This window comes from Sphingomonas sp. KC8, assembly GCF_002151445.1.
Lineage (GTDB): Bacteria > Pseudomonadota > Alphaproteobacteria > Sphingomonadales > Sphingomonadaceae > Sphingomonas_E.
This window is the reverse complement of sequence record NZ_CP016306.1, coordinates 3,269,210-3,293,550: the sequence shown is the minus strand read 5'-3', so window position 1 is coordinate 3,293,550 and position 24,341 is coordinate 3,269,210. Positions and strand designations below refer to the sequence as shown.

The 24,341-nt window shown below is 63.8% G+C and carries 25 protein-coding genes and 1 pseudogene; 3 read left to right on the top strand and 23 right to left on the bottom strand.

All coding sequences use genetic code 11. From position 1 onward, the window contains the following. The first annotated feature begins 10 nt into the window (after nucleotides 1-10). Complete coding sequence (locus KC8_RS15660; protein WP_029624594.1) at nucleotides 11-1,999, top strand: AAA family ATPase; 1,989 nt, start codon at nucleotides 11-13, stop codon at nucleotides 1,997-1,999. Between the two features lie 14 nt (nucleotides 2,000-2,013). Here the strand turns inward: KC8_RS15660 and KC8_RS15655 are convergent, their stop codons facing one another. The 8 genes from KC8_RS15655 to KC8_RS15620 all read right to left on the bottom strand — a co-directional run bounded on the left by KC8_RS15655 (nucleotide 2,014) and on the right by KC8_RS15620 (nucleotide 10,670). Then, nucleotides 2,014-4,035 (bottom strand): Druantia anti-phage system protein DruA, encoded by a 2,022-nt coding sequence (locus KC8_RS15655; protein ID WP_083831251.1) that lies wholly within the window; start codon nucleotides 4,033-4,035, stop codon nucleotides 2,014-2,016. Between the two features lie 97 nt (nucleotides 4,036-4,132). Next, nucleotides 4,133-5,722: an ATP-binding protein gene (locus KC8_RS15650; protein WP_138956703.1), complete on the bottom strand. Its 1,590-nt coding sequence runs from the start codon at nucleotides 5,720-5,722 to the stop codon at nucleotides 4,133-4,135. A gap of 183 nt (nucleotides 5,723-5,905) precedes the next feature. Further along, on the bottom strand, nucleotides 5,906-7,870 hold the full coding sequence (rlxS, locus tag KC8_RS15645; RefSeq protein ID WP_010126000.1) for a relaxase/mobilization nuclease RlxS: 1,965 nt from the start codon (nucleotides 7,868-7,870) through the stop codon (nucleotides 5,906-5,908). Nucleotides 7,871-8,112: 242 nt separating this feature from the next. Beyond that, entirely contained in the window at nucleotides 8,113-8,472 is a 360-nt protein-coding gene (locus KC8_RS15640) for a hypothetical protein (protein WP_232455555.1), read from the bottom strand. 232 nt (nucleotides 8,473-8,704) lie between these two features. Continuing rightward, nucleotides 8,705-9,301 (bottom strand): lytic transglycosylase domain-containing protein, encoded by a 597-nt coding sequence (locus tag KC8_RS15635; protein ID WP_010126002.1) that lies wholly within the window; start codon nucleotides 9,299-9,301, stop codon nucleotides 8,705-8,707. After that, complete coding sequence (locus KC8_RS15630) at nucleotides 9,289-9,870, bottom strand: S26 family signal peptidase (protein ID WP_010126004.1); 582 nt, start codon at nucleotides 9,868-9,870, stop codon at nucleotides 9,289-9,291. The genes KC8_RS15635 and KC8_RS15630 overlap by 13 nt, the downstream gene beginning before the upstream one ends. Continuing rightward, complete coding sequence (locus tag KC8_RS15625; protein ID WP_086495688.1) at nucleotides 9,867-10,097, bottom strand: helix-turn-helix domain-containing protein; 231 nt, start codon at nucleotides 10,095-10,097, stop codon at nucleotides 9,867-9,869. The genes KC8_RS15630 and KC8_RS15625 overlap by 4 nt, the downstream gene beginning before the upstream one ends. A 273-nt stretch (nucleotides 10,098-10,370) precedes the next feature. Further along, nucleotides 10,371-10,670: a DUF736 domain-containing protein gene (locus KC8_RS15620; protein ID WP_029624762.1), complete on the bottom strand. Its 300-nt coding sequence runs from the start codon at nucleotides 10,668-10,670 to the stop codon at nucleotides 10,371-10,373. Between the two features lie 382 nt (nucleotides 10,671-11,052). On the opposite strand from KC8_RS15620, the gene KC8_RS15615 reads away from it, so the two are divergent. Beyond that, nucleotides 11,053-11,268: a hypothetical protein gene (locus tag KC8_RS15615; RefSeq protein WP_010127113.1), complete on the top strand. Its 216-nt coding sequence runs from the start codon at nucleotides 11,053-11,055 to the stop codon at nucleotides 11,266-11,268. A 40-nt stretch (nucleotides 11,269-11,308) separates the two neighbouring features. Here the strand turns inward: KC8_RS15615 and KC8_RS20125 are convergent, their stop codons facing one another. From KC8_RS20125 to KC8_RS15570, 9 genes and pseudogenes are all read right to left on the bottom strand, one after another. Beyond that, the gene (locus KC8_RS20125) at nucleotides 11,309-11,830 is read right to left on the bottom strand and encodes a hypothetical protein (RefSeq protein WP_010127114.1); all 522 of its coding nucleotides are present in this window, start codon (nucleotides 11,828-11,830) and stop codon (nucleotides 11,309-11,311) included. Beyond that, the gene (locus KC8_RS15605; RefSeq protein ID WP_010127115.1) at nucleotides 11,831-12,958 is read right to left on the bottom strand and encodes a hypothetical protein; all 1,128 of its coding nucleotides are present in this window, start codon (nucleotides 12,956-12,958) and stop codon (nucleotides 11,831-11,833) included. 139 nt (nucleotides 12,959-13,097) lie between these two features. Then, nucleotides 13,098-14,099 (bottom strand): tyrosine-type recombinase/integrase, encoded by a 1,002-nt coding sequence (locus KC8_RS15600; protein ID WP_029624764.1) that lies wholly within the window; start codon nucleotides 14,097-14,099, stop codon nucleotides 13,098-13,100. After that, entirely contained in the window at nucleotides 14,096-15,007 is a 912-nt protein-coding gene (locus KC8_RS15595; protein WP_010127118.1) for a tyrosine-type recombinase/integrase, read from the bottom strand. Before KC8_RS15595 ends, KC8_RS15600 begins: the two co-directional genes overlap by 4 nt. Further along, nucleotides 15,001-16,269 (bottom strand): tyrosine-type recombinase/integrase, encoded by a 1,269-nt coding sequence (locus KC8_RS15590; RefSeq protein WP_083831290.1) that lies wholly within the window; start codon nucleotides 16,267-16,269, stop codon nucleotides 15,001-15,003. The genes KC8_RS15595 and KC8_RS15590 overlap by 7 nt, the downstream gene beginning before the upstream one ends. Nucleotides 16,270-16,408: 139 nt before the next feature. Next, a pseudogene (locus KC8_RS15585) lies at nucleotides 16,409-17,020 on the bottom strand (ParB/RepB/Spo0J family partition protein); the annotation flags it as partial. 84 nt (nucleotides 17,021-17,104) lie between these two features. Continuing rightward, nucleotides 17,105-17,527 carry a DUF2958 domain-containing protein gene (locus KC8_RS15580; RefSeq protein WP_010127121.1) on the bottom strand — a complete coding sequence of 141 codons (423 nt, stop codon included), beginning with the start codon at nucleotides 17,525-17,527 and terminating at the stop codon, nucleotides 17,105-17,107. Further along, nucleotides 17,524-18,477: an ArdC family protein gene (locus tag KC8_RS15575; protein ID WP_029624765.1), complete on the bottom strand. Its 954-nt coding sequence runs from the start codon at nucleotides 18,475-18,477 to the stop codon at nucleotides 17,524-17,526. The genes KC8_RS15580 and KC8_RS15575 overlap by 4 nt, the downstream gene beginning before the upstream one ends. A 402-nt stretch (nucleotides 18,478-18,879) precedes the next feature. Beyond that, entirely contained in the window at nucleotides 18,880-19,158 is a 279-nt protein-coding gene (locus KC8_RS15570) for a hypothetical protein (protein ID WP_010127123.1), read from the bottom strand. Between KC8_RS15570 and KC8_RS20615 the strand changes: the two genes are divergently transcribed. Then, nucleotides 19,087-19,464 (top strand): helix-turn-helix domain-containing protein, encoded by a 378-nt coding sequence (locus tag KC8_RS20615; protein WP_335696134.1) that lies wholly within the window; start codon nucleotides 19,087-19,089, stop codon nucleotides 19,462-19,464. The two genes, KC8_RS15570 and KC8_RS20615, sit on opposite strands and share 72 nt — an antisense overlap. Here KC8_RS20615 and KC8_RS15560 read toward each other — a convergent pair whose 3' ends face one another. The 6 genes from KC8_RS15560 to KC8_RS15535 all read right to left on the bottom strand — a co-directional run bounded on the left by KC8_RS15560 (nucleotide 19,465) and on the right by KC8_RS15535 (nucleotide 24,226). Continuing rightward, complete coding sequence (locus KC8_RS15560; protein ID WP_010127126.1) at nucleotides 19,465-19,995, bottom strand: DNA -binding domain-containing protein; 531 nt, start codon at nucleotides 19,993-19,995, stop codon at nucleotides 19,465-19,467. 25 nt (nucleotides 19,996-20,020) lie between these two features. Further along, on the bottom strand, nucleotides 20,021-20,215 hold the full coding sequence (locus KC8_RS20665; protein WP_010127127.1) for a transcriptional regulator domain-containing protein: 195 nt from the start codon (nucleotides 20,213-20,215) through the stop codon (nucleotides 20,021-20,023). 1 nt (nucleotide 20,216) lies between these two features. After that, entirely contained in the window at nucleotides 20,217-21,083 is an 867-nt protein-coding gene (locus tag KC8_RS15550; protein ID WP_010127128.1) for a phytanoyl-CoA dioxygenase family protein, read from the bottom strand. Beyond that, nucleotides 21,080-21,685, bottom strand: coding sequence for an acyl-homoserine-lactone synthase (locus KC8_RS15545; protein ID WP_010127129.1), 606 nt, complete (start codon nucleotides 21,683-21,685; stop codon nucleotides 21,080-21,082). The genes KC8_RS15550 and KC8_RS15545 overlap by 4 nt, the downstream gene beginning before the upstream one ends. A 70-nt stretch (nucleotides 21,686-21,755) precedes the next feature. Then, complete coding sequence (locus tag KC8_RS15540) at nucleotides 21,756-22,544, bottom strand: helix-turn-helix transcriptional regulator (RefSeq protein ID WP_083831291.1); 789 nt, start codon at nucleotides 22,542-22,544, stop codon at nucleotides 21,756-21,758. Between the two features lie 194 nt (nucleotides 22,545-22,738). After that, nucleotides 22,739-24,226 (bottom strand): flavin-containing monooxygenase, encoded by a 1,488-nt coding sequence (locus KC8_RS15535; RefSeq protein WP_010127132.1) that lies wholly within the window; start codon nucleotides 24,224-24,226, stop codon nucleotides 22,739-22,741. Nucleotides 24,227-24,341 lie beyond the last annotated feature (115 nt).

The window sequence follows — 24,341 nt, the reverse complement described above, 5'->3', positions numbered from 1 at the left end:
GATGTAGCCCGTGATCGAGATTTTAGGTGTGAACAGCGGTCAGGAGTATGAGGCCGCGGTTCACCTGCGCAAACAGATGCTGAAGCTGTGGCCGGACATCGCGCAGTGCAAGGACGATATCGTCAAGATATTCGTCGGCTTCAAAATGTATGGATACAAATTCCAGGATCTCGACATCATCGTCGTCGGCAGCTTCACGACCCCGAGATCGTTCGATGCGGAGATGAAATTCTATCCGTCTGAGGGAGAGCCGTTCGTTCCGAAGTGTGCCTCCATCCGGAACTTCGCCCTGCTGATCGAGGAGAAGTCCCACGATGCTGTCGGTGTTCGATTCGAGGGTAGGACCGCCACGGTCAAATACAGCAACAAGAAGGACGGGGAGTGCGTCACCGAAAAGGCGTTCAAGCAGATGTTCGAGTTCAAGAAATATCTGCGCGATCGGGGTGGCGGGAGCATCTACCTCCAGGAACTGGTGATGTTCTCGGGGCTAAAGGAAGCGCAACTTCCGCCACGGCCCCATAATTTCATCGCGAGCGACACGAGCTTCGAGAGGCTGCTGAACACGTTGGGTCAAATTTCCAGCCCCGTCCGATCCGGCAATTTCGCCAATCTGAACTTCGGATCGACGGAGGTCTTCCGGACGATCCTCGACCCGAGCTTCGAACTGTTCGACGTCCTCGAACCAACGCCCCTCGATCGCAAGCGCATGGACCTGATCGCGAAGCAGGCGCTGCCCGACACCTGGGTCGAGGATATGGGCGAGAAGCAGATCCTGCTGAAAGGCCGCGGTGGCGTCGGCAAGACCGTCATCCTCCTGCAGATGGCATATCGGGCCTACCAGTTCGACCAGAAGCGGTCGCTAGTCCTAACTTTCAACAAGGCACTCGTCGCGGACCTCCGCCGATCGATGGCCCTTCTTGGCGTACCACGCGCCGTGGAGACCGGGGGCATCGGTATCGAGACGGCGCATGGGTTCTTTGGCCGCCTCATGATGGCGCTAGGCGTCATCGACGGCTACGACGATTTCCTCGAGCGTTACGCCGAGCATAAGGAGACGCTGCTCGCCTATCTGGATTCGGGTGCAGTCAGCCCAGACGATATCGACAAGCTCGTTCGCGATCAGGCCGATCAATTCGGCTGGGACAGCGTGCTCGTCGACGAGGGGCAGGATTGGCCGTCGGACGAGATTGCGATCCTGCGGAAAATCTATGGCTCGGAAAGCCTCGTCGTTTCCGACGGCGTCGACCAGTTCGTCCGCGGGACCGTGGCGGACTGGAGCGCGGGCGTCGGCAAGGCATCGGTCCGTAAGCGGCGCCTGACGCGCTGCATGCGGATGAAAGCCAATCTAGCGGCGTTCGTGTCCGATATGGCGACAAACCTCGGGATCGATGATTGGGATCTGGAGCCGAACACCGATGCTGCCGGCGGCCGCATCATCATCATCGAGGGCGACCTGAGTTCCCATCCGGATCGTCTGAAGGAGTGGTGCGACGAGGCGGAGGCGCTGAAGAACGCGCCGGTCGATCTCCTGGCCTGCGTACCTCCGTCATTGGCCGGCACCGCCCACGGTGGCGGGATGTGCAGGCCCGCCGCGGAGTTCGTTTCCTTAGGCCACAGGGTCTGGGACGGCACGAGCCGGGAGGTTCGGGAGCATTTCGCGACGAGCCGTGACCAACTGCGCTTCGTCCAGTATGATTCATGCCGGGGTCTCGAGGGCTGGACCGTTATCAATTACGGCTTGGACGAACTCTGGCACTACAAGAATGCCCAGTGGCTCAACGAAGGCCATCCCGTCGATGACCTTTATGCATCGGCCAACGATCTCGCCAAGCTGCATGCGTCCCGATGGGTGATGATCCCGCTGACGCGGGCGATCGATACGCTCGTCATCAACATCGGGCCGCAGCAGAGCTTCGTGCGCGATGCCCTGCTGAAGGCGGCCAAGGCGCGACCCGACATCATCGAATTGATCGGTTTCGAGAATGTGGCCGCGCTCTGAGGAGTCTGACGATGTCAGATTGGGAGCAGTGACGGATCCAGCACAGGCGAGATCAACGCCGCATGGACGCTCTGCGGACCGAGCTTTTCGATGGCGGTGAGGGTTTCCGGCCGTCTGGATCGCTGCAGCAGCCAGCGGCGGCGCCACGCGGCACCGATCGACGCTGCGCTGGAAAGCGATGGCGGTTCGGAGTGCATACCGAGGAGTGCATCGCGCGATGCCGAACCGAGCTCGCAGGCGTAGAACAGCCGTGGATTCGCGTGATGGAGGATGGCGTCGCTGTCGATGCCGAGCGCATCGAGGCCTTCCCTGATCTGTCGAAGTCGAGGGCTGGTCCCTTCGCCGAAGCGGTTGTTCACGCGTCGAGAGTCGTGGCGGGCTTGCGCCATCTGGCGAAGTGCATGAGCCGTCTCATTGCCAAGATGGAGCGTGCCAAAGCCGCCGGTCAGGCTCTTGCCGATGGCGTCCCAGTGGACATCATGCGCGAGAGCGTCGTGATCCTTCGCGCGCACGACGAGCCGATTATATTGGCTTGAGCCCACGCCGTAGAGACTGGTCGTCGTCAAGATCCGAAGGTCGGCGGGTTTGGAGATCGCGCGGCCAGCCATCTGCGACGCGATGACACTGACCTGTGAGCCATACCGTTCGGCGTAGTAATCGTGGATCTCGCGCGACGCGAGGAGAAGGGCGACCAGCTTTCCTCCAAGCAGTTCGTTGTACGGATGGATCGCGCCGCAGATGCTGACGTCGGCGACTTGGCTCGACAGGCCGGCTTTGCGGAACTCGGTGAGAGTGATGTCGATCGCGCGCTGGCCGGTCTTCGCAGCGAGAAGCTGCTCGATCGCGGCGCGCGGCTTCTTTGCGAGGCCGGCCGCGCGAAACATCTGCTTGGCGAACAGGAGTTGCGCCAGAAGCTCGGACCGCTTGCGCACGAAGAGGAGATCCTCGGAAGCCGTGCGCCAGTCGGCATCTCCGTGCGCGTCCTTCACGTTGCCGCGCATCGGCCGGACGCTACCGTCGGCGGATCGGTTGTCTTCATAGTGAGCGCGCAGCTGAAGATCGCGCGAGTAAGCCGCGCCGGCGGCTTTCTGCTCCAGCCGCAGGATCGTCGTCTCGACAGGCGACTGGATTTCGCTCTTGGACGCAAGGTCGTCCCACCTGAGATTGGCGATTGACGCATCGATACGACCGAGGAACGCCTTGGCGATATCCTCCGGCGCCCATTCGCCAGCCAGGAAACGCGCCTCCATCGCTTCTCGGAGCCAACCGATCCAGCGGTCGCGCGCCGTTACCCGCATGACGGGGCTCGCGAGCATAGCGATGCCCATGACGGGGCGGTTCGGGCGAGCAGCGTTCCGGATCAACACCAGCAACTGACGGCCGGGGATCGGGCGATATTCGTGCGCCCAGGTGTGGCGGAAGTAGCGCCATATGTCGTTGAGCGGCAAGCCGGTCGCCGAGCAGCGGTCACGTGCCCTGCAGATCTCGACGACGGGATCGACGACGTCGGCCAATGCCGACTCCTGCTGATTGGTGGGAAGAGACGCGATCCGTCGGAACTCGGTGGCGAGGTCTGACCCGTTGTCGACCAGATCGAGGATGCAACTACGCACCCCGGGCGCGCGGAGCGTGCGGCGCTCCATGCGCCGGAGGAAGGCTTCGACGGACGGTTCCTGTAGTTGCCGTTGGCGTGCGGCCTGCAGGGCGTCGCGAACGCGGCGCTTCACGTCGTCGACCGACTGTTCCGATTGCCGCGTGATGCCTGGCGCCTCGAAGAGAATGTGATCGTCCTCGACGGCGACGCGCCAGCCTTGCTCGAAGAGATCGGCGACGAGAAGGCAGACGGTGCGGAGCTTCCGGCTCTCGCCATCATCAATGTAGCGACGCGCCAGCGTGCGCAGTTCCTCGGCGAAAGAAGGTTGGGGTGCGCCCTCGAACGTCAGGAGGCTGCGAAACTCTCGCTTCTGATCGCTGCGCAGGAAAGGGGAGACGGTTCGCACTTGCCCTGGACTCAACCGCAACTTCCCTACCGACATCAATCGCGATCCCCCCTGCACAGCCCGTTCTTCTAGCCCGATTATGCCAAAGATCGGGGTGAAACTCCAGCGCGCTTGAGCGCGGACACCGACGGATTCAAGAAGATAAAATGTTCGCGATCGATGGGAGGTCCGGGTCGAGCGATCGGCTCCAGTCGGTGAGTATTTCGGAGATGATCCGTCGCCGCGCGGCCGAGCGCTCGCGACCGCTGACGTCGAGGGCATGAAGTAGGGCTTCGAGCGCCCCTTGGAGTGCGATCGGATCCGGTCGGCCGCCTCCGCCGAATGCCGGGTGGGCCAGGTTGATGCCGAGCGCGCCGCTGCTTGTGCGTAGGAGGAGACAGGACAGGTCGCCCTTCTGCTGAATCTCCGCCTGTGAAGTCGGTTGTGACTGCCCGATCGAATCTCGTGGATTGCTACGTTCGAGCGTGGGAGCGATGGCCGGAGTGCGGGCGCGCCCGCTTTTCAGCGATCGAACCCTGCTGCGAAGTTGCTCGATTGCCTTGACCAGCCCGGCCTCGCGTAGCCGGTCCCACATTTCCGGCGACACGGAGATCTGCTGCTTCGCCGTCGTCACGCCGAAAAGCTCGTCAAGGGATGCCGGAAATTCAACCTCGATCCGGATGTAGCGATCGTTGTTGATGAAGGTGGTCCAAGGCGTCTTGGTCTTGCAGTCGATGAGGCGACCGTTCCGGCTGAAGATGATGCCGTGATAATCTTTCAGGACAGGAAATCTTTCGTTGGCGTTTAGCCCAACGGCATCCCTGTTCTTGTCGATCGAAGCAAAACTCGGCGGTAGATAGGAGTAGCGGAGAAGCACCTTGCCGAAGCCGCCCGACATGGCAACGTCGAACGTTACGGGTTCAAGCTCGACGGCTCGATCGTCATCAATCTGGCAAAGCAGGTCACTTGGATTTAGGAAGAGCGGATCAGTCGGCGAGATGGGGTCGCCATCGATAAAGATGAGCGTCGATGCTAGGAGCTTGTGATATGTAACGCTGAATTGCCGGTTCAAATGCTTTGCGAAGCCCAGTGTCGTCGCCCAGTCGAGGCGATCGAGCTTCTCGATCAAAACGATCGTTCCGGAATTCCAACCATCGGGATAGAACCGGTCAATATAGTCCGTCAGAAAATCGGGAATTTGGGCATCGCACGGTGAGGGTATAACCGTATCGCCGTCGTCGTCGGTATATTTGCCGCCGTTAAGGTCGTCGAGATCAAGTGTCACCTGTTTGGCGAGGCCTCCGGCGACCTTCGAGACGACGGTGAAGCGCTTGCCGATGCTCATCGTCGAACAGGGCAATCCGTAGCCATACCGGCCCAATCCCGATCGATCATTCTCGCGATGGGTGCCGCCCCACATCATAGCAAGTTGTATCATGTCCGACGCCATACCGTGCCCGTCGTCGAGTACGGCTATCTGGGCCGGCTTCTTTTGCGAGGCCCCGTCGTCATAGCCAAACACGATATCGATGTGCTCCGCGTAAGCCTGGATCGCATTGTCGACGAGTTCGGCGATTGCTTCGACGTTGCTCCGATATCCGAGATGGCGAATTCCGCGGACAAATGCGTCCGGCACGGTGAGCCCCAACTTCCCGCTCTTCTGCTTTTCCGCTGAGTATCGAGCTTGCGCAGAGACGGCAGCGATCGCACGTCGCGCTGTTTTCGACCGCGAAACTGGGGTCATGGGAACCTCGTTGTGACTAGCTGCTGCTACAGTGGGCGTTGCAACCGGAGATGGGTCGCTCCCCTACCCGTAGACACAGTCTTCCTCGGCGGCGTCGATTTCCGGTTCGGACGAACGACATGTCTGCGCTCGGATTTGAGGCGCTAATCTCTCCTCGCAGCCTATCACGTTTGCGACGGGTTTTCATGAAATCTCCGGACCAGTTCGGCTTCGACCAAAGCGCCAGCTGACACCGTCCGATCGCATCAGCCCGCTCACTTGATTACCAATCCGTTTTTCAAGCGCCGGCCGCCAAGGGACGAGCGTGAATTCTCGCGACTGCTCGACGAGCGCGAACCGCCCGCTGGAAAGATCGACGCGCCGGGTGAGCCGACCCTCGATCGGGCTGCCGGCCTGCACCTCCGCGAACGGCTTCCCCAACTCGTCCGCGAGCCGCGCGCCGGCGCCGAGCAATTCCCGGCGCTGGAGCAGCATGATTGCGTTGGCGCGCAGCCGCACCTTTCCGCCGTCGACGTCCGCCAGTTCTTGCTCGATCAGCCATTGCCGCCGCGCGTCGAGCGCCGATCGGACATCGCGGCCGAACCCGACGTCGCGCATGGGCAGCGGCGTCTCGGCTCCAATCTGGCGGTCGAGCCAAGTCGCAGCGTCCGCAGTTTCGAGGCGCGTGATCGGCAGCACCGACACCGTCTCGATCTCGACCGGTCGGTCGCGCAGCCCGCGTGTCTCGTAGGCGGTCGCCTGGCCAAGATGATCGTCTGCAATCGTCCAGCTGCCGTCGGCCATTCGCTCGACCTTCATGCCCGCTCGACGCATCGCCTCGAGCCGTCGGATGTGCGCCTCGGCAAAGCTCTGTGTCGCGCTGGCATCATGTCTGAGATGCGCATCGATCGAGTATCGTCCGCCATTGGCCTTTGCGACCTCGGCGACCGTTCGATCGACATCCCGCACACCGGCACTACGCGGCGCGATCCTGACTATCGAACCTTCGGGTGTCGGATCGCTCAGGTCGCCGCGCCCGATGTCGAGATAATGAGCCCGGCCATCGATCCCGTCGACGATCAGATAGTGGCGGTCGCGATGCTCGTCCGAGAAGCCGCGATGGATGACCCGCCCGACGATCCCCTCGCTCGGCGTGTCGTGGATGCGGCGATCGACACCGGCGCGATCGAGCTTCCGCGCCGTCAGTTCGCGCTGCATCGTGCGGATGATGTCGCCGCGCTCGCCCATTTGCCGGAGCGTGTCCTCGATGCCGTCGGCGAGGCGCCAGCGTCCATGCCCCAGATCCTCCGCCAGGCCCATCGTGCCGAGCCTGCGCAGCCGGCCGGCCGCGACCGACTGCTGGAACGGGTCGTTGCTCGCCGCGGTCACGGTCCGCTCGTCGTCCATGCGGCGGATCAGACGGCGGTCGATCGTGGTCAGCCGCTCTTGCTCGACATCGTGCCGCAGCCGGTTCTCGATTTCGCGGTCGGTGCGCGGCCCGAGATCGACTGTCGCTAGTTCGGCGGCGCGTTCGCGAAAGCCGTGGGCGATGTACTCGCGCGCGATGATCAGGTTCTCACCGCGATCATCGACGCCGCGCAGCATGATGTGGGTGTGCGGCTGGTCGGTATTGAAATGGTCGACGGCGACCCAGTCGAGCTTCGTGCCGAGATCGTGCTCGGCCTGGGTCATCAGGCGACGGACATAGGGTTTGAGATCGGCATATTCGGCACCGTCCTCGGCCGACACGATGAAGCGGAACTGATGGCGATCGCCGTCGCAGCGTTCGAGGAAGGCCTTGCCGTCGGCCTGATCGGCATTCCGGCCGTAGAGCTCGCCCGGCGCGCCCTCGCGCGTCACGCCATCGCGCTGGATGTAGCGCAGGTGTGCGCGGGCGCCGGGGAGCCCCTTGGCGCCCAGCCTGACGAGCCGGGTCTTCACGATCGCGCGGCGGCTCCTGAGACCGGCGAACCGGTCGCGGCTGGACAGTAGCCGCCCGATGCTGGCGCCGCGGCCGATCCGGCTGCCGTCGAACCGGCGGCCGACCACGCCGGTCTTTGCCCCGGCGAGACGCGCCGCGACGACGATGCGGCTGCCGTAGCGCAGGACCTTCTTGCCGTCCTTGCCCCTGGTGCGACCGAGCTTCGGGGTGAAGTCGTCGTCATCCATCGCGAGTCTCGCGATTTCGGAAGAAAAGTACCGGATTCTGGAACTTCCCTCCCACGGAGTCTCGCACGGCTGGATAACTGTCTCTCGAAAAAACGACGTGCAGACAATCGCTTGGACAGGGTCGCGAGACACTGCCTTTATCTTGTTTTCCCTTCTCCCCTTTCTCCCGACCTTCCCGGCTCAAAAAAGGGGGAGAAGCAGCGCCGGTCCGACGCTGCCTCTCCCTGCCGATCCACGCGCGATCAGTGCGCATCGACCATCGCTTCGTGTGCCGATCTTCGGGACCGGCAGAAGTGCTTTCCCATCGTCCCGTGGGCCATTCCATCGCCATCCACGAGCATCACGCTCGCGAACCAGCGACCGTCCAGCCGCCCGCAAATCGCTATCCGATCCAGCTCCAGATCATCGTCGTCGATGCTCTCGTACGAGCCCAACCACCGCTCTTCGAGCCGTGCATCCCAGAGAAAGTCCGTCTCTCCCGCTTCGAGAAACCTATGCGCCAGGGCCTCCCCGGCACCGCGTCCGAACTCCATTTCCAGACCCGCCATCAACGTCGCCATCACGCGATCCGACGCCGTTCCGATGCTCTGATACATGCCCATGATGACCTCCAACGCTTGCGTTCTCACCATCGAGAACGGCGTTTGAGGGACGGGTGGCGGAGCGGCTGTCAGGGCCGCGGAGCGAAGCGCAGCGCCGCGAAGCGGACGTGGGGGGAACCGATTTTCGAAGAAAATTGGGGGGCACCCGCGGGCCTTGATAGCCGCTCCGCCACCCGTCATGCTGGGTCTATCGAGACGAGCCTCCAACCTCTCGGGGGACCGCAACTTCTCCTCACTCCCCATCATGACGCACCACGAAAAGCGAGGCCGGAGACGATACGGGAGCGGTCGATTCAGGCTGGTTCGGCGCCGGATATTGAACGGCGAACAGAGTCTCGCGCGGCGTTTCGGAAATCGTTCTGCTCGCGACGGGCGGCACGCCGCCGACGGTCTGGAGATAGGCGATCGTCTCGCCCGGAAGCGCGCTGCCGGTCGCCAGATGCGCAGCGTGCCGGCCGGGACCGACATTGTAGGCGGCGAACAGGCCGGGATAGCCGAACCGGTCGTACATCAGACGCAGATAGAAGGTGCCGGCGAGGATATTGTCGCGCGGATCGTCGGGATCGGTGCCGAGACCGAGCCTCTCCCGCATCGCCGCCCAGGTGCCCGGCATCAGTTGCATCAGGCCCATCGCACCGGCCCGGCTGCGTATCGGCCGGCCGTCGAGCCTGGTCCTACCCCGGCTCTCGGCCTGCATGACGCGCTCGATCCATGCGGTCGGCACGCCGAAGCGGAGCGACGCCTCGGTGATCCAGGGGCGCCAGGCTGCGACACCTTCGGTGGCGACGACGGGCGCCGCCACACAGGCGATCATCCTCAGCGGCGCCACAACAGACGCGCCTTTCCGATGATGTCGCGCGCCTCGGTCGCGCCGAAATAGCGGCCGTCGAACGAGGCGGGATTGTCCATGAGCAGGAAGAGTTGACGACCATGGAGCCGGATGCAGCCCGACCACATCGGCATCGGCCGGCCATGTCCGTCGGCAAGCCGGCGCTCGGCAATCCACCGACCGTTGATAAAGATCTCCTGTCCGAGCGCGCAGACTTCGTCGCCTGCGTAGGCCACGACCCGCTTCACCAGCGGCACGTTGATCGGGATGTAATGGCGCGACGCAGCGAGCAGACGGAAGCGATCAGGGATGCGCGCGATCACCATGTCGCCGGGCTCGGCCGAAACACCGGGCGTGACCGCATAGAGCCCGACCGGGGCGCTCGCGCTGGCATTCCAGACGAGGCGCGGCGCGGGCGGAGCCGCCGCGCTGGCCAGCAGGACGGCGATGCCGGCGCAGGTGATCGCGATGCGCCGGCGCAGCCGCGCGCGGCGCGTCTTGTCGGCGCGGAGCGCATCGCCCCAGGCGAGAAGCGGGGCGTCGCCCGCGCGGTCGCGTCGGCCCTTCATCGCCCGATCTCCCGCGCAGCCTGTTCGCCGGACCAGGCGTCGAGATCGTCTATATGATACTGGACGAAGCGGCTGTGACGCCGGAACACCGGCCCCTTGCCGGCGCGGCGGAGGCGCTTGAGCAGCCGGCTCGACAGCTTGAGATAGGCGGCGGCCTGGTCGGTGTTGAGGAAGGGCGAGCCGCGCTTGGCGCGGCTGGCCCGGGCGATATCATCGTCGGTGTCCATCGGGATCGGCATCCTTCGCGGGATCGCGACCGTGCGGTCGCGGCACCGGGAATGCCGCCGGGATCACCGGCCGGGCAGTGTCGAAAGCCGAACGACGATTTTCGACACACCGCGGAAGAGCGGTGCGGGTTACGCCGGGAGGCACGGGTCCGAAGTCCCGTGCGACGGAAAGCGGACAGTGCAGACGCCCCCGCCTGCAAGGTCCCTCGCGAGCTATGGCAAATCCGGCTCACCGCTCGATCCCCGCGCGCCGAAGCGCGCGGGGCACCGTGTTCAGCGCGACCAGATGAGCTTGTGCTCGCCGTTGTCGCCCTGCGTCAGGGTTGCGTAGATGGGCGCCGGGAAGGACGGATCGTCGAGCTTGAGGCTCAGATATTCGGCGCCGGTGTCGCGCGCCGCCTTGGTCCAGCCCGCGCCGAACTCGACACCGCCGGCGATCACTCGATGATCCGGTGCCTTGTCGTGCTCGCGATCGACGGGCCGGATGCTGGCCTTGACGCGAAGGGTGAGGGTCCGGATTTCGCCATTGTAGACGCCGCCGTCGCCGCGGGTGAAGCTGCCAATCTGTGCCATGATAACCTCCATTCGATGGGTCGATGCCGCCCCATGCGGCCTCGATGCGGTTGTCAGGCCGCGGGCCTGACGGCGCGCACCGCCAGGCCGAAGCGAAGCGGAGGACGGCCCGAGCCGGGCTTCTTGTCTCGCGAGGAAGGCGCGGGCACCGCGCCGGGGAAGAAGGTCGGCGAAGCCGTTGCGCGTCAGAGGAAGGCTTGCGGCAAACCGCGATCGATCAAGGCAGCCGGGGTTGCTGAGACCGAGGACCAAGCGGATCATGCGCATAATTTCGGTCAGTCATCACGGTGTCGGCCGTGCATCTGCTAATGAAATCAGCCTCGCCCTCATGTTTCGTTGGCCTTCCCGCCGCCGGAAGCTAGACATGGGCACAGGGGGCGTGATGACGGTATTGGACCAGGTTCGTGGACTGATCGAGCGGCTGTCACCGGAACCGATCTGCGACGACTGCATCAGCGAGCGGCTCGGACTTTCGGTCCGCCAACACGCCAATCACAAGACACGAGAGCTTGCCGGCACGCGCGGTTTCGAACGCAGAAAGGATGCGTGCTCGATCTGCGGCGGCGAGAAGAAGGTGATCTGTTTCCGCGGGAAGTGATCCGTGGAGTTCCGCATCCGATGGGCGTACCCTGTGCGGACTAATCCTTCCACTCTCTCCGCCGCGCGGGCAACCGTGTCTGAACTGTCCTGAGCTTCGATTTCGATCCGCGATTGCCGCGAACGACCGGCGACCCATTCTTGTCCCAAACCCGAATAGTATCCCGGACGATGTTGCGGTATTTCTGCGAGGGGTCCCAGGCCCAGTCGAAGGCGACCGTGTCCGACGCGAAAACCCACTTTTGGGCACCGAGCGCCAGGAAACTGTACCAGACTCCGTCGATATTGACGGCGTGGCCGTGCAGCGCGCCGGTATTGCCGCCCTTGCTCGGCGGCCGGCTCGGTTCACGAAGTGTGGCCTTGTAATCGGTAATGGCGGTCCGCTCGACCGTCTGGCGTTCTGCTTGTGGGGCGTCTTCGATCTCGGACATGTTGGACATGTAGAGACCCGCCAACGACATCGCCATCACAATAAGCCGCGCGCCGACGCCGGAATGGCGGAAGCGCGCGGCCGATTTTTTAGGGTCCGAAGGACGGGCGGGGTTGCCCCCGCCCGCAATCATTTAGGCCGCCTCCGCGAACGGCTGGGCCTGCTCGTCGGGGTCCGGCGCGGCCTGCACATCGCGCGCGGCGATGTGTTTGGCATGGGCCGCGACGGTGCCGACGCCGCCCCGCGCCGTGTAGGCGCTCGGCGGGAACTGCATCCAGCGCGGCACCCAGCGCTCGACCTTGGCGCGACCATCGGCACCGGCAAGATGGTCGCCGATGATCCGCTTCAAGGTCTTCGATTTCTCGCCCGCATTGGCGGTGGCGACCAGTTGGCCCGCCACATCGGCGACCAACCGGCCCAGCACCTCGCGGTCGCGGATCAGCCCGAACAGGGCATCGTCGGCCTGCCACCAGTCGGCCATATCGATGCCGATCTCGGTGCCGACCGCCTCGACGGCGGCGCTTCCGGCAGCCATTGTCTCGCCGATCACGACCGCGATCACCTCCATGACAGCGGGGTCCGGAAGCTCGATCAGGCGTAGGAACACGCCTGCCACGCCATAGTCGTCGCCGTTTCCTCCGGTGACGGTGGGTTCCTCGGACGAGAAGCCGAGCAGGTCGAGCACCGCGCGGCGGCGCTCGTCGAACACGGCCTCGCCGCGCGCCGTCTCGACGCTCTCGCGCACCTCGTCGTTGCGGGTGGTCTGCGGCTCGGGACGCACGGTCCAGAGGTGCGAACCGACGACCGCATGGGCGACCATCAGGCGCAGCGCCACCTCGGGCCGAGTCAGCAGCGCCGCGCGGACAGCGGCATGACGGTGCAGATCGACATAGGTCTGCAAGGTCGAGGTCAGTTCGGGGCGCTGCGGCTTCGGCCCCTCCGGGGCATCGCCGCTCGCGGCGCGGCGGGCTTCCTTGCGGGTCAGATAGCCCTCGTGGAAAGTCACCTCGCCGGTCGAGCGGACATCGACATAGACGCGCCCACCCTTGCGCTTCGCGGCCTTCTCATATTCCCACGAATGGAAATGCTCGGACGCCCGAACGATCACCGCATCGCTCCAGCCATCTTCGATATAGGCCGCGCGCCGCGCCTCGATGGCGGCTTCCTGCGCCGTCCAGAAGGCGTCGGGGTCCGCGAAATAGCGGTCGTCGCCGAACAGGTCGGCGACGGTCGCGCCCGCATAGCTGTCGAGGTCGAACAACGCGACCTTCGCCGCGATCGACTGCCCCCCGAACAGCCATTATGCCGACCGCGTAATTATGCCGAGCATGCCGTGCTCACCGGCTTTGGTGCGCGGATTAAGCGTAGTCCCGCTCGGCATAATTGCCGGTGATGGGTATCTAGGTGCTGCCGGCAAGTGCGAGCATGGCGAGGAGCTTATCGGACGGAGGTCGAAACCGACCTGGCTTCACGCCTGGCGGTGAATGCGCGGCGAGGATGGCAAGCTTCTCGACCGGATCGGCGCGCAAATAGACTTCGGTGCTTCGAAGCGAGGCATGCCCCAGCCATAGCGACACCTTCCGAATATCACCGGTTGCCGCCAAGGTATGGGCGGCGCAACTGTGCCGCAGAACATGCGGGGTGATCCGCTTCGAGCTTAAAGATGGACATGTCAAAGCGGCCTGACGCGCATGCTTTGCGACCATCAACGCGAGTCCGTCGCGGCTGAGCGGTTCGCCGAGCCGGCTTAGGAACAGAGTTGGTTCGCTGGTGGCGCCGCGCGCGCCAAGCCAGCCTCGCAGCGCCTGCTGCGTCTCGCGCCAGAGCGGCAAGACGCGCTCGCGACGCCCCTTTCCATGAATACGGACCGTCGCGAGCGACCCGGCGGGAAATGCAGTTATTTGTAGGCCCAGGAGCTCCGAAGCTCGCAGCCCGCATGCATAGGCAATGTGCAACATCGCCCGATCACGCAAACCGCAGTAACTATGGCTATCTGGCGTAGCGAGCAGCGCTCGAACCTCATCGAGCGTCAGGGCGTCGACAAGCCGCGTCTCGGTTCGCTTGCGCGGCAATGCGTGGATGCGCAGCACCTGATCGAGGCAAGCTGGCACCCTATACTCGATATACCGGAAGAAGGATCGCACCGCGGCAAGACGGGCATTGCGGGACGAGATGCTGTTACGCCGCCCAGCCTCGATATGGTCCAGGAAGGCCAGGATGAGATCGGGGCCGAGATCTTCGATCTGGAGGTCAATCGGCCGGCATCGTCGCTGCTCGGCTGCGAACCGGACCAGCAGGGTGAAGCTATGGGCGTAGGTCGCAACCGTGTGAGCGCTGGCGTTGCGATGCCGGGGCAGATGATCGACCAGATAGTCTGTGAGACGTGGAGCGAGTGAGGTCATCGGCCACCTCCCACGAACCGATGCTCGTTCGCCGTAGCGATGGTGCGCATCAATACCGGTGTGGCCTCGAGATACCAATAGGTGTGTAAGATGCTGCTATGCCCCAGATAGTCGCGAAGCGCTGTCATATGGCGGCGCACCGCGTCGTAATCGTGAACACAAGCCTCGAGCGAACGGACGGCGAAACTGTGCCGAAGATCGTGCAACCGCGGACCTGGCGTGCCGATCGGACCACGAATGCCAAGCTGCCGGGCCAGATCAACGAACACCTTGCGGACGGTCGACCTATCCGGTGCGCGGCCCGTGCTGACGATGAAAAGATCATCGCTGACGGAGAAGGCACGGTTGCGCCGGTTGAGATACGCCTCAACCGCCTCCCGCGTTGTAGGGTGGATCGGCAGCAGCCGGCTCCCACCGCCCTTGCTTCGGCGAACGAGCAATCCATCGTGGGTGAGGTCGGACCGCCGTAAGCCGAGCGCCTCCGAAACGCGCATGCCTGTTACGGCCAGCAGACCGAACAGACAGTGATAAGTGTACGGCTTGATCGTGCTGTTCGGCAGGGACAGTGCGGCCGACATAATCGCCGCAATCTGCTCAGGGTGAAGGAGATGGGGTGACGGTCTTGGGCGTCGGCGGCATCCGAACGCACCGGTCGGCGGCGCAGCGTGACCGGGATCTTCCGCCCGCAGAAACATGGAGAACCGGCGCAGCAAGTTGTACTTGGTGCGAGCGCGTTGGGGCGTGCACGACTGGCTGCACCACTCGTGAATCCGATCGATGGTGACATGGCTGTCGCCGCGGTCATCGGCATAGCGCGCGAACAATGTGAGCGTATGTTCGCCTTCACCAAACCCGACACCCAGCTTGTGGCGATAGTCGACATAGCGCTCGACGTGTTGGATCAGCATGACGCACCTCCGATCCAGGGCTGCGTCACCTCCCCCAGCATGTTGAGATCGACCTTCGCGTAGATCGCGGTCGTATCCGGCTTGGAATGCCTTAGGATCGTGCCGATCGCCTCCAGGGTGGAGCCTTCGCGCAGCATCGACGATGCGAGCGAGTGACGGAACACATGCGAGCCGGTCGGGAGGCCGATGAGACCGGCACGTTCAACCGCCTTCCCGAGAATCCAGCAGATGATGCTGGGGCCAGCGAACGGCTGATATGGCGCCTTTAGACTCAGAAAAAGATGGTTGCTCGTCACCGTTGGTCGAGCCTGTTCGATATAGGCGAGGATCGCCTCACCGGCATCTTGGGGGAGCGGAAGCCGCGCAGAGCGAGCGGACTTGCCGGATACGCTGATCGTGCCTTGATCCCAGTCGATATCGTCGAGCTGCATCGCCACGAGATCGCCAGCGCGCAGTCCAAGCCGAGCGAGCAACAACAGCAGCGCCCGGTTGCGAAGGCCGGTTCGCGTGGATGTGTCGCAGGCTGCGACAATCTGCTCAATGGTCGCTCGATCGATATAGCGCGGAACCTGCGTGGCGGCCCGCTTGGGCGCTACGCTAAGTGCAGCGAGCCGATCAGGCGGACACTCGCCCTGAGCAATCAGGAAACGGACAAACGACCTCAATGTGCACACCGTTCGGTCAATGGCACCCTTCGAGCGGCTCGGATCCTGGTCAAGCAGGATCGAACGCAATGCTTCGGGCGAGCATGTTGCGGCTTCGCCGCAGATGTTGCCGTACCACCGCTTCACCTCCCTCAGGCTCTGCTTGATCCCAGCGGGCGAAAGCCCGCGGGCGGTGGCGAGCCAATGACTATATGCCGTCAGGCGCTCGTCCAGCTCCGGCTCACCTGCGATGGGCGCTATGGCGCCCTCGCGGACGAGATACGCCATGAACTTGATGGCGTGGCGGCGACGAACTGCGATGCCGCTGCGGCTGCGGCGGCCGCTCATCGCGCCTGGACATGAACAGTCGTGGCACGCGAACCGGTCGATGACAGCCCGATCTATCCGGCCCCAATCGGCGTTGCAGCCGAACCAATATGCAAAATGCCGCGCGTCGAACAACATGCGCGCGACAACCTTGGCGACGTAACCTTGAGACCTCAGGTGACCGTTATACGACGCGAGGTGCAGTGCAACGAACTCTGCAACAAGCTCACTCGACGAAAGCGGCGCGGCTGCACGGCGCGGCTCGTAGCGGAATGATGATACGCTGGGCATAAATCCTCCTCAGGTTGTGGGAGGACGAGATTATGCTGACCGCGTTGTCCCATAGCCGTCGGGCGCGAGCGCCTTGAGAGCGCATACTCGGCATAATTACGCGGTCGGCATAATGGTTGTTATGCCAAGCTCGGCATAACAGCCACGCCTTCAACTGGTGGCCGCTCGGCGCATAAGCGTCGGGGTCATCGTGAAGCGCCAGCCACGCGCGCTGCTGGCTCTTGCTGGCAAGGGTCAGATGGCGGACGGTCGTGCGGTCGATCTTCTCGTCGCGATAGAGATTGCGGATGCGCGGCAGCAGGTTGCCGAGCGCCAGCACGCGGCGGATGGTGAGGTCTGGAAGCCCGAAGGTGACGGCGATATCGTCCACCTCGCGGCCTTCCTTGACCAGCCGCGTGAAGGTCTCCCACTGGGTCACCTCGTCGGGGTCGAGCCGCGCGATATTCTCGATCAGCGAGGCCTCGAGGGCTGCGGCATCGTCGCCCGCCTCCATGATCGCGGACGGCACGCAGCCAAGCTCGGGGGCCGCGCCTTCCTCGCCCTGCGCGAGCCGGGCGGCATGAACGCGCCTACGTCCGGCGACCAGTTCGAAGCGGCCCTCGGCGATGCCGGGGCGCAGTATGACGGGGACGATGATGCCGCGCCTGCGCACGGTCGGCAGGATGTCGGACACGTCCGGGGCCTTCTTGCCATGCCGCATGTTCACGGCGCTGTCGTCGATGTTGCCAATGTCGATGAATTCGAGTTTCATGACTTCACTCCTTGTGAGTGCCGGTCCGTCGCTCTTTCCGGGATGGCGGATCGGCTTTCGAATGGCGGCAGACGGCCGCCTGCGTCATCCGGCCTCGTCAGGACTTGGGGGCGGAAGCTGGGTGGCTCCGGCGCTGCGGAACTCCTGTTGGGCTGACAGGATCGATCCGGTTCGGCGGGCGGCATCGGCCCAAACCGACAGCGGGAGTGGCGTCTCGAAACCTATGTCACGCTCGATCCCAAGCCCGAATGGCAGGCGTACGGAAGCGATCTCGGACAGGCTGAAATAGCCAAGTTCGGGGCAGCCGAAGCCGAGGTCGGCAAGGCCGAACAAAGTGTCGTTGTCCTCGTCGAGTTCGGTCGCCAGCCATGTCGCCGCGCCCACCGGATTGAACAGTTTGAGCACCGGCACCGGATCGGGTTCGGGCTTGTTGTCGCGCTGGGCGGCGCGGTGATTGATCGCGTTGGCGCGCAGCGCGAAGCGAAGATCAGGGGTGAGGAGGATCATGCCGCGATCCTCCCTTCCTGCGCTTGCGCATAGCGGGCGAGCAGCCAGTCGGCGGCCTTGGTCGCGGCGCTGGCGGCGCGGAAGATGGCGCGATTGTCCTCGCGCAGCACCTCCAGCCACGAGCCGATATAGTCGGCGTGGCGCACGGTCGGGACGATGCCAAGCGCGGCACAGAGGAAGGCTGATCCCATCTCGGCGACCAGTTCCTCGCGCGCATAATCCTTGCTGCCGAAGGCGTTGCGCAGGTCGCGCCCGAGCCGCTTCGCATGGCCGGTCGCGTGGGTCAGTTCGTGCAAGCACGTCCGGTAATAGTTGATCTGATCGAAGAAGGCAGGCTGCGGCGGCACCTGCACGAAATCGGGGTCCGGCGCGTAGAAGGCGCGATCCCCACCGATGCGAAAATCAACGCCAGAGGCGGCAATCACCTCCTCGGCGACAGGCACGATCTCGCGTTCGGGGAGCGGCACGGGATCGGACGCCAGCCCGGCGCGCAGCCCCTCGCACTGCGCGACATTGAAGACGGTAAAGCGCTTGAGGAACGGCACGGCGCGGGCCTCGTCGCCCTCGCGCTGGGCGCGTTCCTTCTCGGCCTCGGGGGTGAAGCGGTCGGCATAGACGACGGTCACGCCGTGCTCGCCCTTGCGGACGCAACCGCCCGCCTCCTGCGCCTGCCGGAAGGTCAGCCACGATTGCGACGGCCAGCCGTGCTCGATGACCGCGCCCCACAGGATCAGGATATTGACGCCCGAATAGGTCCGGCCGGAGAGCGCGTTGCGCGGCAGGCCGGGGCCGGTGCCGCCGGCCTTTCCCCAAGGCTGGACCCACGGGAAGCGCTCCGCCTCAAGCTCGCTGACGATGCGCGCGGTCACCTCGTCATAGAGGTTCGCGCGGGGTTCCTGCTGCTCCTCGCTCACCAAGCGGCGGGCACTGCGGTTCGATAGTCTGGGCACGGCCTGTCCTCCACGCCACCCCCAAAAGGGCACAAAGCCTCCCCGCGAAGGCGGGGGTGGGCGGCGAGACGCGACCGAGAGGCCCGGCTTCGAGCGGGCGAAGACACCGCTAGGGCGGAACGTAAGTGGAGCACCCCGAAGGGGTTGGCTTCGCCCGCGACGGGCCTAGCCGGGAGCGCCGCCCGCACCCGCCGTAACGGGAGAGGCACAAGCAGCGCCGGCGCGCGGAAGCGCGGCGTCCACAGCCACGCCAGCGATCGTCACCGCAAGGCCGAGACCCTCAAAGGGGCTCGGCGGCGAAAGCAGCCTTGCTGAAGCCGTAGAGCGCGGTCGCAGCGAAGCGTGAGGCGTCCAAATCGCTACAAATTATACTGCCTGTTCGGGTTATACTGCCTGTTCGGGTTATACTGCCTGTTCGGTCGGTGCGCCAAAGCTTCTGAGCGCCGCGTCAAGCCCGTCTCCTATGATCCAACGAGCGCGCTCCAGATGCGATCGCCAGCAGGCTTCGGCATCGGCGCCGGTCGCATCGATCCCCATGTGCGCCGCTGCAGCATCACGCCAATCCTGTCCCGCGTCGTCGGCATCGAGCAGGGCGGCATAGAGTGAGAGATGCTGGCGGTCATAAATCGTGGGAGAGTTGTCCCTGGGCGCAAGGGGGGCGATCGAAATATCAAAAAGCATCGCAGATCAGCGTCCTTCCACGGGATTGTAGAGTATACTCCGTGGATCGTTGCTCGACAATCGCGACCATCGCGTTCGATGTCGAGCCGCGAAAATCTGGCGCGAAACCTAAGATCGCTGAGGACTTCCCGTGGCTTGTCGCAGGAGGCATTGGCCCATGCCGCCGGCATTGACCGGACCTATGTAAGCGCTCTCGAACGCCGCAAATATAGCATCAGTATAGATCGGCTAGACCGGCTCGCCGAGCATCTCGGCGTCGAGCCACATATTCTTCTAATGAAGAATATGCCGGCAGATATTGGCTAGCTATCGCGCCAGGATCGCGTGCGGACCAGCCCTCACCAGCGCGGCGCCCATGGCCACCAGACGCCTGGCCCTGGACTTGCGAAACTCGCCGTCCCCCGGCCAGTCGCCCGGACCCAGCAGATCCTGCGCGATAATGCGCAGGCTGGCACCCGTCGTGCGGGCGTCATAGGCCTGCAGGGCGAGCAGCATTTCGGTTAGCCGGCGGGGTGGGAGCGGGAGGCATTCCTGGACGAAGAGCGCGTCAAATTCCCGTGCGGCGGCGAGCTGCACGGGAAAACGAGGGCCATATTGCAGTTCGAAACCAAGCGACACCGGGCCATCACGCAGGGTGCCCTCGATGACATCCAAACGGACTACTGTGTTCCGATGGGTGAATCGAACATGTTGGCATTCCCGGCTGGCAATGACACATGCCGAAAACAGGCGAATATCAAAACCGTGATGCTCCGCCGGATCAGCGGAGCCATCACGCGGACGGGCCCGCGCGATGAGCACGCGCGGATCGATAGCCGCCGACCAGAGCGGCAGCACCGAGGCGCAACATTGGTCCGGATCTTCAGGGAAAGTGCAACCCCCAACGCGCGACGAAGGCCGGGTCGGCGGCAACACCGTGCGGAGGCAGGCCTGTGAGATGGCTGAACGCCGCACGGTAAGCGGGATCGCGGCGCAGCACCTCCCATGCCAGTGCCGGGCGGCCGAAGCGAGCCACAGCCGCGTAAGCAGCCGGATTCGGCGATCGCGCCGCGACCATCTCAGCCGAACTCTCCCATCTGCGATCGAACGAACAACTCCGCCGCTTCGGCCTGATCCGGTCGCAGGGAATCCATCGCGGGCAGATGGTCCGCGACATCGTCGCGCAGCAGGATCGATGGACATTGGCCTTCGACATTGCCGAGATTGGGGCGATGCTGGGCGTAGCCGACAAGCGCCGCAAGGTCCGGTGGGAAATGCCGGGCGATGGCCGGCGGATAGACCAGCCATTGCAGTTCGAAGGGCTTGAGCCAGCCTAGGCAGTAGCTGATCACGATACCGCGCCGGGGTACGGGGCTGATGTTGCCGCCGCCGCCATGGAGCATTGATCCGAGAAAGACGAGCGCGTCACCGGGCGCCACCTCCGGCACGACCGCGTCGGCCTCTGGCAGGATCGCAACATCCTGGTCGAGATGGCTGCCGCTCCAGAGGCGTGTGCCGCCATTATCGGGCGTGAACCCGGTCAGCGGCCACATCACATTGATGAGATATTCAAGATTGCCCTTCGGTCCCTGCCACATGTCCTGGTCGCGATGCGGCAGTTGCGGCAGCGCACCGGGATGGATTTCGATCGCCTGGGTGAGATTGAGTGCGATGCGATCACACCATGGCAGGAGCATGGATTGCGCGATCTCGAGCACCAGCGGATGCATCACCAGATGCTCTATCCCGGGCGCTCTTCTGAGCAGGGCGCCGAAGCGGCGCGTCCGTTCGCCGTAAAATGCACCTTTGCACAGCGGCGTCGCCGCAAAGCAGGGTTCGAGATCCTTCTCGACGGATCGCAATATGTTCCGGTCCAGCACATGCCCCAGCACGCACCACCCGTCGCGCTCGAGCCTCGCCAGATGGCGGTCGATGGATACGTTCATGCGGCCACCTGCTCTGCGCAGACCGGATAGACCCCCGTCCAGCGCAACCGATCGGGAGTATCGGCCTGTACATGGATGAGGAAGGCCCCGATGGGGCCGCCAGGAATGCGCACGGCCGGACCCAACGGCTCGGCCTGCCAGCCCATCGCGAGCACTTCCTTGCGAAAAGGCTCGGGGATGACACCGGTCAGACCTTCGATGCCGCGTTCGAGCGCGACATCGATCATCGTCGAGATCAGGGCATTGCGCAGTTCGCGCCGGCGCGCGGCACCATGGCGCTGCGGCAGGCAGAGGCGCGTGCTCTCCCAGATCGTGTGGCCGACGGGCACCCCGATGGGGCAAAGATGCGAAAAGAGGGTGTCGAGAACATGCGGCTGCGTGGTGGGGAGCAGGCGCATTGACGCCGCGTGCTGTCCCTCCTCGTCGGCGGCGATGATATAGACCGCACCAGCCGTGTCGAACTGGTCGATTTCGAATTCGCCATCGACCACCGGCACATCCCAGCCGAAGAGGTCGACGAAGAGGCGCTTGCGGTCGGCAAACATGGTGCGCAACAGTCGTTGGTTCGTGGCGAGTGGATGGTTTTCGATGACATGGATCATGAAGCTGCTCCGTTCGTGGATTTCACCCTCGAATGGAGCAGCGATGCGCCGCCGCCTCTAGACCGGGCGATTACTCGGGTTGACGGGGCCTAAGTTCGTGCAGGCCGACCTCGCCGGCAAGCACCGCGCTCACCACGAGCTCGGTGCGGTCATGCGCATCGAAGAGGCGCCGCGCCTCGGTCAGATAGCCATCGACCGTTCGCGGCGTGAGTGCGAGGGCGCGGGCAATTTCCTTGTTGGACAAGCCGCGTCCGGCCAGAACGACGCAATCGCGGTGACGCGGATGCAGCCTTGGCCTTGCCGCCGGAATCGATTGTCCTGCCGGCAAGAGTCGCCGCGCGGCCTGGAAAGCGAAGATCCCCAACATTTGGGCGGGACCGAGATAGCTGCTGGCGTTGTGAGGATGTCGCATCCCGGCGAAGGTGCATGATCCCATGCACTCGCCAAGACGGATGCATGGAACCGTAATCCCCTCGTTCAAGCCCTCCGCCAAGCCAAATTCCAGACTTGCGCGATCCTGGCCATCCAACTGGATGATCCGTGGGAGATCAGACCAGAGAAACGCGCTATCGGCGAAGACGCAGGCGCGGATGACGGGATCTCGCCGGTAGCGGCGCTGCCCGAACAGCCGTTCCGTGATCGCTGAGGGATAGTCCTTGAGATCGACCCGATCCTGCCGCTCCTGGCGGAAATCATCATGGTGGATGAGCGCAAAGTGACGACAGCCTATTTCATGGGCCACAGCTTCCATCAATGTTCGAAGGTCGCTCTCGGTGGCCGCCGATCTGATTGAATGAATATAGGCATCGGCTAATGCGAGCCACGATCTTCCGCGCACCGCCGATCGGTCCGGCGACATTGCTCTATGTCCGTTGGTCGAGCCGGGCCATTGACCGTGCTGACATGCCGATATGCATCGCAGATCGCCGCACCATTACTTGCCTCCGATACGGATCACCCAATCTCTCTTAGCTGAACCTGCTGCGCTTCATTTTCGTCCGACTCCTTTGCGTCGGAATCTACTCGAAATCGGTCACATTTCAGGGGAGCACGTCACTGCATGCTGCCAATATCCGGGCTGACCAGTTCATAAGCCCCCATCCGTGGCACCGCCATTTCGGCGGCGAAGTGCCGGTAGCTCCATGGCCAGGTTGACGGCACGCCTTCGGCGTCAAGATACCAGCTGTTGCAGCCGGAGCCCCAGATCGTGGTTTGGGCGGCCTTGATCCGTTCCTGCTCATAGGCTTCCAGTGCGGCGTGGCTTGCGCTGATTTCGCGCGCGCGGCCGCTCGCGATCATGGCGATGAAATGGGAGATATAGGCCCATTGCCGCTCGGCGATATCGATCAGCGAGAAGTTCCCGACCGGTCCGCTCGGCCCGTTCAGCATGAACAGGTTCGGGAAATCGGGGATCGAGATCGCCATATAGGCGGCGGGCCGCTTGGCCCAGGCCTGGCTCAGCTCGACACCGCCACGGCCGATCACGTTCATCGGCCGCATGAACCGATGTGCATCGAAGCCCGTTGCGAACACGATGAGATCAAGCTCGTGGAGGGTGCCGTCCCTCGTCCGCACGCCTTTTGGCTCGATGCACTCGATGCCATCGGTCACCAGTTCGGCATTCGGGTGCTGAATGGCCTGATAATAATCGGGAGAATGGATCAACCGCTTGCAGCCGGCGCGATAATTGGGCCGCAGCTTCTCGCGCAGCACGGGATCGCTGACATTCGCCTCCAGATTGGCGCGCGCCGCGGCCTCGGTCTGGACCATGGTCGATGAATCGGCATCGATGATCGCCTCGGTCCAGCCCCAGGCGACCTCCAGATAGGCGGGATCGTTCTGCATGCTTTTGAGAAGCAGCGGATCAGCGTGGAACGCGGCCCGTTCCTCATCGGTGAAAGGATCATTGACCGTCGGCATGATCCACTGCGCGCTGCGTTGAAAATGCTTGAGCCGTGCCGCGCGTGACGCAAGCGCCGAGACGATCTGCACGCCGGTGGAGCCGTTGCCGATGATCCCGATGCGCCGGCCGTCGAGCGGCACCATATGGTCCCAGCGCGCGCTGTGAAAGCAGTCGCTCGCAAAAGCATCGATACCCGCGATGTCGGGATAGCTCGGGTGATGGAGGACGCCGGTCGCGGCTATGACGATATCGGCCGTATCGCCCGTTCCGCTTCGAGTTTCCAATTGCCAGCGCCCGTCCTCGAACGCGCAGCGCACCACTTCCTCGTTGAACGCGATGTGCTGGTCCACGCCGTACTTGACCATCGTACGCTCGAAATAGGCCTGGATCTCGGGTCCCGGCGGCAGATGGTGGCTCCAGTCCGGATTGGGTTCGAACGAATAGGTATAAGCGTGTGACGGCACGTCGCAGGTGAGGCCCGGATAGCTGTTCTCGCGCCAGGTTCCGCCGATCCGATCGGCCTTTTCATAGATGCGGAAATCGGTGAGGCCCGCCTCCCGCAGCTTGATGCCGGCCAGGATGCCGGCCATCCCGGCGCCGATGACCGCCACTCTTATGCCGCCGCTTTTCGAACTCATCCTCAACCTCTCCGGTAAAATCTATCGGCCGCCCACGTTTTCCAACTGATCGTTCAGCTATATGATTCAGCGTCCAGGGAACTTTGAAATCCATCTTCCGGCAAATCCCGACGGG